This is a genomic window from Gemmatimonadaceae bacterium (assembly GCA_030647905.1).
Taxonomy (GTDB): Bacteria; Gemmatimonadota; Gemmatimonadetes; order Gemmatimonadales; family Gemmatimonadaceae; genus UBA4720.
The window spans coordinates 1-11,440 of the sequence record JAUSJA010000015.1 but is presented as its reverse complement, the minus strand read 5'-3'; the positions used below and the strand labels follow the sequence as shown (position 1 = coordinate 11,440).

Genomic DNA, 11,440 nt, shown 5'->3' with positions numbered 1-11,440 from the left:
TCGCACGCACACCTCAGCGCGCATAAGCTCGACTTCCGACATCCTCGTCCTCTCCACCGACCCAACCCTCGCAAAGAATCGAGTCGATAGGGGACATTTCTATTTTGGAATCAAGGGGACATTATCGGTTTGGTTCAACAGCCCGCCGGACCATGTCCAGAGCGGCCTGGGCCGCTCTCTGACGTACCTCATCCCGCGTACCGAAGAGCCGCAGACAGCGCGCCTGCGTGCCTGCTCCATCCAGCGCAACCCATACCATACCCACAGGCTTCGCCGCCGTGCCGCCCCCCGGCCCCGCGACTCCCGTCACGGCTATTCCGATGTCTGTCTTCAACCGCTCGCGCACCGACCGCGCCATGCAAGCGGCAACCTCTTCGCTTACGGCCCCGTGCTCCTCGAGATCGGAATCGCTCACGTCCAGGAATATTCGCTTGACGCTGTTGTCGTAGGCGATCACACCGCCCATGAACACATCGCTCGATCCCGGGATCGCGGTGAGGCGCGCACCGAGCATTCCGCCGGTGCAGCTCTCGGCAACAGAGATCGTGAGGCCGCTTCGGCGGCATGAAGTCAGCACGACCTCGGCGAGGTCTGTACCATCCGCGCCATACACATACCGGCCGGCGACCTCGCGAAGTTTCAATACGCCCCGGCTCAATGCGGCATCGGCCTCCGCTGCCGACAGCCCGCGCGACGTGAGGCGCAAGTCCACACTGTCCACTCCCGGCAGGAAAGCGAGGGACATTCCTTCCATTCCGGCCGCGAGCTCACCGAGGAGATCGGCCAACGCCGACTCGGCGATTCCAGTTGTCCTCAGCGTGCGCGATCGTATTACCGTGGCGCCGGCTTTTCCGACCGCACCTGCTCGCTCGCGGATCCGGGGCATCACTTCATCCGTCAGGAGCCCGCGCATCTCGCGAGGGACCCCCGGCAGCATCACCACCCAGCGCCCTCTCTCGTCCTCCAGCCAGATTCCCGGCGCGCTCCCATGCCGGTTGGGAAGAATCGTAGCGCCTTCCGGAATCATCGCCTGGGTAATGTTGGATTCGGAGAACGGACCGAGGCGCCGATAGCGCGCCCATCGCGCTTTGAGCGATTCGACGATCGCTTCGTCGCGATACATGGCGCGCCCGAACAGCGCGGCGATCGCGGCTTTCGTGAGATCGTCGCTGGTGGGTCCCAGGCCGCCGGTCGTGATCACGCCGCCCGTGCGGTTCAGCGCGTCCTCGACAGCTCCCGCGATGTCAGCGGCGTTGTCGCCGACTGTTGTCCGGTGAACGATCTCCACCCCGGCCCCGCCAAGCTCCCGGGCGATGTGCGCGGCGTTCGTGTCAATCGTGAATCCGAGCAGCAGCTCGTCGCCGATCGTCACAATCTCGATCTTCACCGGTCAGCCCGTGAAGATGTGACCGTACCGCCGCACGTACAGCCACAGCGAATAGAGGGTCAGGAAAAGCGCTGCGAGCATCGTCGTCGTCCCGACGATGCCGTTGAACCACGCGAACGACCGCCACGCCGTGTTGTCCCACCCGTTCCGCGCCGCCAGCGTCACGGCGAAGAACCAGAAGTACGCCGCGCCGACCCAGACCGACTGAAATCCCGTCTTCCATTTTGCGGGTCCGATCGCGGCGATAACCACGCCGCGCCGCGCCGCGAGATGCCGGAACACGGTCATGAAGAGCTCTCTTCCGAGCACGATGACGACCACCCACCACGACAGCCCCACGTCGCCGAAGGGTGTCCGGAACGCGAATCCGTGCGCGCCGCCGAGGGACTCGCGTCCCGGCGCGAAGAGATCGGAAGCCGGCGCCATCAGCACGAACATCGGAATGAGCGTGGCGAACAGCAGCAGCTTGTCGGCGAGCGGATCGAGCAGTCGCCCGAGATCCGTGATGAGATTTCGCGTCCGTGCGAGCATCCCGTCGTAGTAATCGGATATCGCGGCGACGATGTAGATGAGAAACGCCGCGCCACGCGCGAACGGCGAGTTGATGAACGGAAGCGCCGCAATCAGCGGGGCGATGAGAATCCTGCCGATGGTGATCGCGTTCGGGAGATTCACCGACACGACCTCGTCAGGCCAGCGCCTTCAACACCAGCTTGCTCACCGCCTTGAGTGTATCGAACACACCGGCGCCGTTGATCGCGACCGCCTCGAAGTAAGGTACGCGCTCCACCCATTCTCCACTCGGCATCTGGTCCACGAGATTTTCGCCCGCGTGATAGGGATCGGGCATAACGCGGGCCTTGGATACGTCCGCGGGCTCCCATCCCGGGTTGAGCGCCGCCTGCAGGTCGTGGATGGGGGCCGCATTCGGCAGATCGCGCTTGTTGTGCTGGATTACGAACGGCATGCGGGTCAGGTCGTACCCGTACTCCGCCATGTTGTCGTAAAGGTTCTGCATGGACTCGAGGTTCGCTTCCATCCGCTCGACCTGCGAGTCGGCGACGAACACGATGCCGTCCACGTTCTTGAGGATGAGCTTGCGGCTGGCGTTGTAATAGACCTGTCCGGGCACGGTGTAGAGATGGAACCGGGTGTTGAACCCGCGGATTGTACCGAGGTCCACCGGGAGGAAATCGAAGAAGAGCGTCCTCTCGGTCTCCGTTGCCAGGGAAATCAGCTTCCCGCGCGTATCCGGCTTCACCTTGCCGTAGATATGCTCCAGGTTCGTCGTCTTTCCGCCCAATCCGGGGCCGTAGTAGACGATCTTGCAGTTGATCTCGCGCGCCGCGTAGTTGATCATCGACATCGCAGTTCTTATCTCCTTACCAGTTGAACAACTCGTCGATCTCGTCGGCGGCGCCGGCGAGGATATTGGGTCGAGTCGTGCCGCTCTCTCTCGCGCGCACGAAGGCGCGGTCGAGGTTTGCGGTCAATTCCTCGACGACAGGTTTCATCTTCAGTCGCACGAGCCCGATCGGGGTTCGATTGTCGAACAGAGTCACGAGGATCAGTCGGCGCGCGACGTCGGCCACGTATATGGATTCCTTCTCGCCCTGATGGAACAGCGTGGTGAAATCGGTCTCGCCGATGAGCCGCGCGAGCTGATCGTTGGCGCTGAAATCCGCCGCCGTCAGCGTGGCGAACACCGTCGGGTCGAACGACATGGGCTGTCCCATCGTCGCAACGAGCTGTCCCGCGCGGTCGGCGATCAGCGCGGAATGCGCGCCGGTCTCGGTCAGGAAGCGATCTACCGTCCGCGTGAGAGCGGCAAGGTCCTCTTCATCAAAAGACCAGGTGGCGGCGCCGGGACTTGTCACGATTTACGAGAGCGTCGATTCGGCGCGGCGCATCAGCTTCACTCCGCGGTCGCGGAGAACCGGGGAGCGCTCCCACGCGATGTACTCGCGCAGCAGTCGCACGGTGCCCATTGACGGACGGGTGCGCAGATAGCTCAGCGCGGCGAAGCGCCGCAGCGGATGGCTGCTGAAAAGGTCGCGCCGGTACTGGCGTTGGAGATGGCTCCAGGCCAGCGCGCCGCAGGCGACGCCACCGAGGAAGCCGAGCGCCGCCAACTGGCGATTACGGGGCGCGATCACATCGCCCGCCGTGCGGAAAGTGCCTGCGCAATCGTTACTCCGTCCGCATACTCGAGGTCTCCACCCACCGGCAGCCCGCGCGCGATGCGCGTGACGGTGAGCTGGTATGGTGACAACTTGCGCTGAACGTACAACGCCGTGGCCTCGCCCTCAATGCTCGGATTGGTCGCGATTATCACTTCGCGCACCGCTCCGCCTGAGACGCGATGCTCGAGCTGGGGAATGGTGAGGTCGTCCGGGCCGATGCCATCGAGCGGAGAAAGCCGTCCGCCAAGTACGTGATACAGTCCGCGAAACTCGCCCGCCCGCTCGATCGCGCCGATATCGGAAGCGTCCTCGACCGCGCAGATCACCGCCCCGTCTCGGCGCACGTCGCGGCAGATCGAGCAGACTTCCTCTTCCGTCAGATTGAAGCAGTGGCTACACGGGTGCACGCGCTCGGAGAGCGTCACCAGCGCGTCGGCGAGCCGCCGGCTCTGATCCGCCGGCTGCTTCAGCAGATGATAGGTAAGACGAAGCGCCGTCTTTCTCCCGATGCCGGGTAGCTTCGCCAGCTCCGAGGCCAGCGCATCAATTGCCGACACGCTAAAAAGGCAGCTTGAACGGAAGGCCGAGGCCGCCCGTGAGCTTCGACATCTCGTGCTTCGCCAGTTCCGCCGACTTTTGCTGAGCGTCACGCAGTGCCACCAGAAGAAGATCCTCGAGCATCTCGACATCGGATGCGTTTACTATAGACGGATCAACCCTCACCTTCGTAATCTGCCCCTTCCCGTCTGCGTCCACGGTGACCATTCCGCCCCCTGAGCTTCCGCTCACGGTCATGCTGGCCAGCTCGCCCTGAACTTGCTCCAGGCGCCCCTGCATCTGCTGCGCCTGCTCCAGAATCTTCGAAAAATCAGCCATCGTCGGATTCGATCGTGGTAGGTGAAATGTCAGTCCAGAAGGTCGAGATCGAGCTCCCTGACAGCCGCGTCGAGCACAGGATCATGTGCGCGCAGCGTTGCAAGGCGCTCTTCGCGCACCGCTTCGGTCGTAAGGCGCGAGCGCTCAGGGCTGTTTGCTGTCTGGTCGAAGCCGGCCTTCCAGTCGGCCGCGTCGGATGGAGCGGGGTGCCCGATTGCCCTCTGCGGAGCCGCGGGCGTAACGCGAAGGGGCGGTGTCGGAGGCGACAGCACCGGCTCTGCCGGGAGATCGCTGACGGCTGCCGTCGTGCCCTCAGCGGAGGTTCGGCCTGCCGGTCTGGCCGAAGCGCGTGATTCAGCCTGCGCCGCGCCTGGCCGTGCCGCCGGACGCTCGGTCCCGCCACCGCTTCCTCTGCCGCCTCCCAGTGTCTGCAGCACTTCCTCAAGCGTCACCGATCTGTCGAGCAGCGCGAACCGCACGAGCAGCATTTCCACCAGAAGCTGCTGTTGCGAGCTGCGCCGGAACTGCGGCTCGATGCCGCTGAGCATGGACAGCATGCGCAGAAGATCGCCGGCGGAGAAATCGTCGCGGTGCGCTTCGAGAGCGGCGAGGGCATGAGGCGAGATGTTATCCGCACGACCGTCGAGAACCACTGCCAGCTGAGCCCTCAGCATGTCACCCAGTCCAGACAGGAAGACGGCGAAGTCCACGCCGCCATCGGCGAGGCGGCGAACCGCCTCGAACACTTCTCCGGCACGGTGCGCTGCGATGATGTCTATCAGACCCAGGTACTCGTCTTCCGGCACCAGCCCGAGCGCTTCGCGAACCCGACCGGCGGTGATCTCTCCTTCGCCGAGCGATATCACCTGGTCGGTGAGACTCAACGCGTCTCTCATGGATCCATCGGCGGCGCGTGCGATCATCGCCAGCGACTCCCCGCTTGCCGAGATACGCTCCGACTCGAGCACTGTCTCCAGCCGCTTGATGATCTCGGCGACACTGATGCGCTTGAGGTCGAAGCGCTGAAGCCGGCTGAGAACCGGGGCGGCGGCCTGCGCAATCTTCTGCGGCTCCGTCGTCGCGAAAACGAACACGACGCGCGGGGGCGGCTCCTCGAGAATCTTGAGCAGCGCGTTCCACGCCTCGCGCGTGAGCATGTGCGCCTCGTCCACGATGTAGACCTTGTAGCGGTCGTCGCCCGAAGGCGCGTACATCGCGCGCTCGCGGAGGTCGCGGGCATCGTCCACGCCGCGGTTCGAAGCGGCGTCGATCTCCACTACGTCCAGGCTCGAGCTGCCGCTCCAGATGCGCTGGCACGAGGTGCATTCGCCGCAGGGCTCACCATCACTCCCCTTGTTCTCGCAGTTGAGCGCCATGGCGAGGACGCGCGCAAGCGTGGTCTTGCCTGTGCCGCGCGGCCCGCACAGGAGATAGCCGTGCGCGACGCGGCCACGTGCAATTGCCCCCCGCAGCGTATCGGATACGTGGGACTGCACCGCAACGCCGGCGAAGTTTCTGGGGCGGTATTTACGGGCGAGTGCGAGCGACATTTAGGAGGGAAGATACCCCAGGCCTGACGGAGCAACGCAAGATTCCGCATGCCGCTGCTACCTTCGGGGTCCTGACGGAGTTAGCGGGCTTGCGCCCTCCGGGACCTGGGGCACCCGTAATATAACCGCAGCGCAATACCGCCGGGAGACGAAAGGAGCCCGCCACCTTCGTCAGGCAGCAGGCTCCAAATCGTTCAGCACCGATCGAGCTAGCGCTTAATCTCGACCTTCGGGACCTTGATCGTCGCCGTGTCCTTCTTCACCTCGACGTCAGGAACCGTGACCTTCACCGAGTCGGTCGTGATGTTTACGCTGGGTACGTTCAGCGTATCCGTGACCGTTCCGATGACCGGCTTCTCTACTTCGAGATCACCTTCTTTGGTCTTGCTGCAAGCGGTGATCGATGCGGCCAGAATGGCCATTGCCAAAAGCTTACGCACGAGACGCCCCCCAGGATGTTAGTTGCGCAGCACTGTGCCGCACGCGTGGCCTGTTGCAACTATCTTGCCGTAATCTTCAATCTTCGAAAGCCTCCCTCTGAAGCTTTCTAACCCTGCGTAATTCATGGACTTGCGCTACCTCGCCGCCCAGTACGAAGATCATTGACGCGTAGTAGACCCACACCACCACGATGATCAGAGCAGCCAGGGTGCCCGTGTAGAGTGAGCCTGGATTGAACGAGCGGACGTACGTCGCGAACACCCGCTTTGCCAGCTCCAGCAGAAAACTCGTGAAAAGCGACGCGATCAGCGCCGTCTGCCAGCGGATCCGGCGATTGGGCAGAAACTTGTACAACGAGAAGAACATCAGCCCGATAAAAAAAAACGCGATGAGCTGGCCTATGTTGTACTCCAGCGTTCCCATCATCTCTTTCCGCAGGCCGAGCTGACCGAGAACGGTGAGCCCCTTCGTCGTGGCCAGGGCGAGGTAGGCGCTGAGCGCCGTGTACGCCACGAGCAGCAGAGACGAGACCACGGTGATCTGGATGTCGAAGATCTTTCCGGCGATGATCCCGCGGTCGGCGTCAATGTCGAATATCTGCGCGAGCACGCTGCGCAGCGATCCAAACAGGCGCGTCGAGAACCAGACGAAGCCGACGACGGAATAGATCCCGATCGCCTGTCTCGACTTGATGATGTCCACGAGGAACCGGCCGAGCGGAGACTGCTCGCCGGCGGGGCTCGCGGGAAGGAATTTGTAGACGATCTCGCTCACCTCAGCCGACGAAGCGTCGGCCGACTGGTTGAGGAGATACGCGAGGCCGGACGCGAAGAGAAGCACGAACGGCACCGCGGCGAGGAGGAGATTGAACGCAATTCCCCCCGCCATGAAAAAGATGTTGTCTTCCCCGCTATTGTCCCAGACGCGCCTGGCGTAATCGCGCAGCGTCCAGCCGATCCTGATGTGGAGCGGCCTTGTAGGCACTAGCTCTCTTTATACGCAGCCTTCGTTTCGGCGATGCGCTGCTCGAGTTCAACCCGCGCCTGCTGCGCCGCCGCGCGACCCGCATCAACCGCATTGCTCACCTGGCGGCGCTTGAGCTCCACCACCTGTCTCGTCGAGTCTATGCGGTTCCCGACCCTCTCTTTCGCGTCCTGCAAGGTCTGGCCGACTGAATCGGTGACCTCGGAGACGAACTCCTGCGCCTGGTCGCCCACGCGCTTCACGCGGCGCTGCAGGTCGCGCCTCGTTTCCTCCCCGCTGCGCGGCGCAAACAGAAGCGCCAGTCCGGCTCCGATGGCAAGCCCCGCCACGAAAGCGCCGACACCGGGCTCGTTCCTCTCGATTACCACGTACGGCTCGTCGTCCCAGTCATGCTCAGACATCTCGATTCCCTCTGATTAGCGCTTTCTGGCCTTGGCCTTCGCAGGCGCGGGGGTCGCCGTGCGCGGCGCCCGTGCCTTGTCCGCCGACTCCACACCGGCCGCGTGCCCACCGCCGTTCAAACGCAGCAGTGCCCCGATCTCCGCCTTCACCTCATCCGGCGTGATGCCGACGATCTTCCCCGTCCGCACGGCGTCGCCGCTCGTTGATGCGAACGTCCGCAGAACGAGCTGCTTCCGCGTATCCGCGAGCGACGAGCCAGCCGGAACCGTCATCGCGGCGGAAAACTCCCCGCTCATGCGTACGTGCCGCGGCATGATGTCCTCGGCCGTGATCACCTCGCCCTTCGCCATGATCACCGCGCGCTCGACGGCGTTCTTCAGCTCGCGCACGTTGCCCGGCCAGTTGTGTGTGAGGATCCAATCCCACGCGCGATTGTCGAAGCCCCTGATCTTCTTTCCGTTCTGAGCGGAGAACCGCGTCAGGAACTCGTTGGCGAGGAGCTTGATGTCTCCCGCGCGGTCACGCAGCGGCGGCAGGAGGACCTCCACGACAGCGAGCCGGTAGTACAGATCCTCGCGCAGCTCGTTCTCCGCCAGCGCCTTCTGCAGATCCCAATTCGTCGCCGCGACGATCCTGATGTCCACCGCGATCTCCTTCCTGCCGCCGAGTCGGCGGATAACACGCGTCTCGATCGCGCGCAGCAGCTTCACCTGGATATCCGTCGGCATCTCGGCGACTTCGTCGAGAAAGATCGTGCCGCCGTGCGCCATCTCGAACGCGCCCGCCTTCTCGTTGATCGAGCCGGTGAACGCGCCCTTCTCGTGCCCGAACAGCTCGTTCTCGAGAATGTCCTTCGGCAGCGCCGCGCAGTTGAGAGCGAAGAACGGCCCTTTCGCCCGATCGCTCTTCGTGTGCAGCGCGCGCGCGACGAGCTCCTTGCCCGTTCCCGACTCCCCGAGGATCAGCACGTTCGCTGACGATGACGCGACGGCGTCAATGATCTGATAGACCGAGCGCATCCCCTCGGATTGCCCGGTCAATTCGCCGCAGTGCGTCAATCCCTCGAGCTTGGACGACAGCTCGCGGTTCCGCGCCTGTACGCTGAACTTCTCCAGCGCCTTCGGGATAAGGGCCTTGAGACGATTCAGCTTTTCGGCGTTGAGCGGCTTCTCGATGTAATCGTAAGCCCCTTCGCGCATCGCCTGTACCGCAGAGTCCACCGTGCCCTGTCCGGTGACGATGATGCACTCAGTGGGGATCGCGAGCCGCTGCAGCTGCTTCAGCAGAGCCAGCCCATCCAGCTTCGGCATCTTCAGATCGGCGAGAACCACGCCGAAATCATCGGAGCTCAGCTGATCGAGCGCCCTTTTTCCGTCGGACGCAACGGCTACGTCGTAGCCCTCGCCGCTGAGAATTGCGCTCAGCGCGTTGGTCATGGACAGCTCGTCGTCTGCGATCAGGATCTTCGCTCTATTCATGCTCTTGATTCTTTGTCAGGCTCGTTTCGGGGATGCTTAATATAACCGCCATATCACCGGATTCTGCTGTCATGGCGACCCTTGCAGCCAGTGGACCAAGGGCGCGCACGGCACGCTGCGACACGTTGTCCTCCGACTCGATGCGAACACCGCGAGGCGATACATAGCTCAGGCGGAGCGATCCGTCCGGGGCAATCGCGTCCACCAGCAGGTTGAGTAGCGCGATCGTGCCTTCGGCCAGTCGCACCGATTCCTCCGACTGCTCGACCGCCTGCGCGACGAACGGCCGAACAGACTCGTCCAGCCGGACTGCGCGAGCGCGCACCACCTCGAGGTTTACCACGAGGGCGTTGAGAGCGTTCCTCAGCTCGTGTCCCGAAACACGGGAGATGTCGCGCAGAACGGGAACCCACGGGGGCGTGGCGGCCCCGTCACCGTCAGTCACTCAGGTCGGCATCGTCCGGGGCCGCGGCAACCGTCGCCATGCCCTCGTGGGGCTGAGGACGGTGCTGCCGCACCGGCTTGACGTGCTTTGCCAGGGCCTGCGCCGTCTTCGCGATGCCGAGCTGCGTGAACAGGAACGTGAACTTGTCGTCGTACGCGGCCGCGAGATCGGCCTTGACGGTCTGGTCCAGATCCCAGAACCGCCTCTTGAACGGGCCCAGTGCTTTCTTCCGCGTCTTGTAGAAGAACTGCTCGTCGGAATCCGACGGCTTCCGCTCATCCTTGGCGTTTTCCTTCAGCCACTCGTAGATCTCGCCCCGAAGCGCCGCCGGCAGGCGATCGTAGAGCATCGTCTGAAAGTTGGTGGCGAGATGGATCTCCGCTGTCTCGGTGCGCGGAAAATTGTTGAATGCGGAATCGGGCAGCGTGGATGCGCCGTGCTGTACCGCTCCGGCCAGGCCGTATTCCTTCCGCGCAACTTCCGACAATCGTTGCAATGTGCCGAATTCAATGTGGACGTCGGCGATGGTGCCATCGGCCAGAACCACGCCGCCGTGCGTCGTTCCCGACTGCACGCTGATCTTGGAGAGCCCTTCGACACCCGGAGCGATGCGAGCCAGCGTCGCATTGAACCCATGCATGTATGCATGGAGCTCCTCGACGGTGCTGTTCTCCGTCCCCACTTCTCCGATCTCCCCGCCCAGCGAGATACCGATGCCTTCCGGCTGCTGCTGCCGCACGAACATCGCGATGTCGGCGGCCTGTTCGTAGTTCACCCGCTGCTGCTCGTCGAGATTGGGCTTCGACAGGTCCACCAGCGTGGAAGTGTCCACATCAATGTTGTAGAAGCCCGCCGCGATCGCCTCCCGCGCGAGCTGCTTCACGGCGTCCACCTCGTTCGCCGGGTCAACTGCGAACTTCTTCGCATTCACCTGGAAGTGGTCGCCCTGGATGAAGAGCGGCCCGCGCCAGCCCTCACGCAGCGCCGCGGCCATCAGCACCGCCACATATTCCGCCGGACGCTGATCGGTGTACGCAATCTCCGACCGCGCGATCTCGCAAATGAATGCACCCGCGTCGAGCCTGATCGCCGACCGGAAAATGGACCGCGCCGTGTCGTAGGCCATTCCGCGCACGTTCATGGCGGGAACGGTGTAGCCGCCCGTCTCGCCGCGGCCTCTGGCCATGTAGAGATCGTGAATGGACGACGGAATCACGCCGACGGCCTGTCCGATCTCCCAGATCAGCCATCGCGCGTTGTCGCGCGTGTCCTGGTCGCCGAATACGGCGTGCCTGACGAGCGCATCCATCTCCTCCGAGGCGAGCGCCGCCTCGTTCACGACCGTCACGCGGCCGTCCTCGACGCTCACGGCGCCTTTCATCAGTTGTTCAGGCATATGTCCGGAAGGTCGCCGCGCGAAGCGGCCGTTGCAAGGGTTCTCAGACGCTCCGTAGTGGGTCAGTTTCGAGCTGGCAAGATGGAGGCGAGCCACCTTGCGCGCCACTGAGACACGAAGACACGGAGAAAAACGTTTAGAGGGAAAGGCGCTTCATTCCGTTGATTAGTTGGTATGAAGTGGCTGGACCTCCACGGCGACGTGGTGGCAACTTCGCCCCACAAACACGGACGTGCTCATCGTCTTGCGACGAGGCACAACTAACCGGGAGGCCAGCCGATGGATACGATAGGACTGG

The 11,440-nt window shown here is 63.5% G+C and carries 14 protein-coding genes and 1 other RNA gene; all 15 read right to left on the bottom strand.

What is annotated here, in order from left to right; genetic code table 11:
- Nucleotides 1–121: 121 nt before the first annotated feature.
- On the bottom strand, nt 122–1,387 hold the full coding sequence (locus Q7S20_02965) for a competence/damage-inducible protein A (GenBank protein MDO8500780.1): 1,266 nt from the start codon (nt 1,385–1,387) through the stop codon (nt 122–124).
- Between the two features lie 3 nt (nt 1,388–1,390).
- Nucleotides 1,391–2,062 (bottom strand): CDP-alcohol phosphatidyltransferase family protein, encoded by a 672-nt coding sequence (locus tag Q7S20_02960; GenBank protein ID MDO8500779.1) that lies wholly within the window; start codon nt 2,060–2,062, stop codon nt 1,391–1,393.
- A gap of 13 nt (nt 2,063–2,075) precedes the next feature.
- Nucleotides 2,076–2,753, bottom strand: coding sequence for an ADP-ribosylation factor-like protein (locus Q7S20_02955; GenBank protein ID MDO8500778.1), 678 nt, complete (start codon nt 2,751–2,753; stop codon nt 2,076–2,078).
- Nucleotides 2,754–2,769: 16 nt separating this feature from the next.
- Nucleotides 2,770–3,264: a roadblock/LC7 domain-containing protein gene (locus Q7S20_02950; protein MDO8500777.1), complete on the bottom strand. Its 495-nt coding sequence runs from the start codon at nt 3,262–3,264 to the stop codon at nt 2,770–2,772.
- A gap of 3 nt (nt 3,265–3,267) precedes the next feature.
- On the bottom strand, nt 3,268–3,543 hold the full coding sequence (locus Q7S20_02945; protein ID MDO8500776.1) for a hypothetical protein: 276 nt from the start codon (nt 3,541–3,543) through the stop codon (nt 3,268–3,270).
- A complete protein-coding gene (recR, locus tag Q7S20_02940) occupies nt 3,540–4,127 on the bottom strand; it encodes a recombination mediator RecR (protein MDO8500775.1) in 588 nt (195 codons plus the stop codon). Before recR ends, Q7S20_02945 begins: the two co-directional genes overlap by 4 nt.
- A 1-nt stretch (nt 4,128) precedes the next feature.
- Nucleotides 4,129–4,446, bottom strand: a complete 318-nt coding sequence (locus tag Q7S20_02935) for a YbaB/EbfC family nucleoid-associated protein (protein ID MDO8500774.1) — start codon at nt 4,444–4,446, stop codon at nt 4,129–4,131.
- Between the two features lie 29 nt (nt 4,447–4,475).
- Nucleotides 4,476–5,996, bottom strand: a complete 1,521-nt coding sequence (dnaX, locus tag Q7S20_02930; GenBank protein MDO8500773.1) for a DNA polymerase III subunit gamma/tau — start codon at nt 5,994–5,996, stop codon at nt 4,476–4,478.
- 13 nt (nt 5,997–6,009) lie between these two features.
- Nucleotides 6,010–6,106, bottom strand: an RNA gene (gene ffs / locus Q7S20_02925) — signal recognition particle sRNA small type.
- A gap of 99 nt (nt 6,107–6,205) precedes the next feature.
- Entirely contained in the window at nt 6,206–6,418 is a 213-nt protein-coding gene (locus tag Q7S20_02920; protein ID MDO8500772.1) for a hypothetical protein, read from the bottom strand.
- 94 nt (nt 6,419–6,512) lie between these two features.
- Nucleotides 6,513–7,421, bottom strand: a complete 909-nt coding sequence (locus tag Q7S20_02915; GenBank protein MDO8500771.1) for a YihY/virulence factor BrkB family protein — start codon at nt 7,419–7,421, stop codon at nt 6,513–6,515.
- Complete coding sequence (locus Q7S20_02910; GenBank protein ID MDO8500770.1) at nt 7,421–7,822, bottom strand: YtxH domain-containing protein; 402 nt, start codon at nt 7,820–7,822, stop codon at nt 7,421–7,423. Before Q7S20_02910 ends, Q7S20_02915 begins: the two co-directional genes overlap by 1 nt.
- 15 nt (nt 7,823–7,837) lie before the next feature.
- Nucleotides 7,838–9,301 (bottom strand): sigma-54 dependent transcriptional regulator, encoded by a 1,464-nt coding sequence (locus Q7S20_02905; GenBank protein ID MDO8500769.1) that lies wholly within the window; start codon nt 9,299–9,301, stop codon nt 7,838–7,840.
- Nucleotides 9,294–9,746: a hypothetical protein gene (locus Q7S20_02900; protein ID MDO8500768.1), complete on the bottom strand. Its 453-nt coding sequence runs from the start codon at nt 9,744–9,746 to the stop codon at nt 9,294–9,296. Before Q7S20_02900 ends, Q7S20_02905 begins: the two co-directional genes overlap by 8 nt.
- Entirely contained in the window at nt 9,739–11,142 is a 1,404-nt protein-coding gene (locus tag Q7S20_02895) for a class II fructose-bisphosphate aldolase (protein MDO8500767.1), read from the bottom strand. The genes Q7S20_02900 and Q7S20_02895 overlap by 8 nt, the downstream gene beginning before the upstream one ends.
- Nucleotides 11,143–11,440 lie beyond the last annotated feature (298 nt).

What these genes read in the sequence shown, in the direction of transcription:
- Q7S20_02910 (MDO8500770.1), bottom strand. Translation starts at nt 7,822, where the DNA reads ATGTCTGAGCATGACTGGGACGACGAGCCGTACGTGGTAATCGAGAGG.
- dnaX (MDO8500773.1), bottom strand. Translation starts at nt 5,996, where the DNA reads ATGTCGCTCGCACTCGCCCGTAAATACCGCCCCAGAAACTTCGCCGGC.
- Q7S20_02895 (MDO8500767.1), bottom strand. Translation starts at nt 11,142, where the DNA reads ATGCCTGAACAACTGATGAAAGGCGCCGTGAGCGTCGAGGACGGCCGC.
- Q7S20_02935 (MDO8500774.1), bottom strand. Translation starts at nt 4,446, where the DNA reads ATGGCTGATTTTTCGAAGATTCTGGAGCAGGCGCAGCAGATGCAGGGG.
- Q7S20_02920 (MDO8500772.1), bottom strand. Translation starts at nt 6,418, where the DNA reads ATGGCCATTCTGGCCGCATCGATCACCGCTTGCAGCAAGACCAAAGAA.
- Q7S20_02905 (MDO8500769.1), bottom strand. Translation starts at nt 9,301, where the DNA reads ATGAATAGAGCGAAGATCCTGATCGCAGACGACGAGCTGTCCATGACC.
- Q7S20_02955 (MDO8500778.1), bottom strand. Translation starts at nt 2,753, where the DNA reads ATGTCGATGATCAACTACGCGGCGCGCGAGATCAACTGCAAGATCGTC.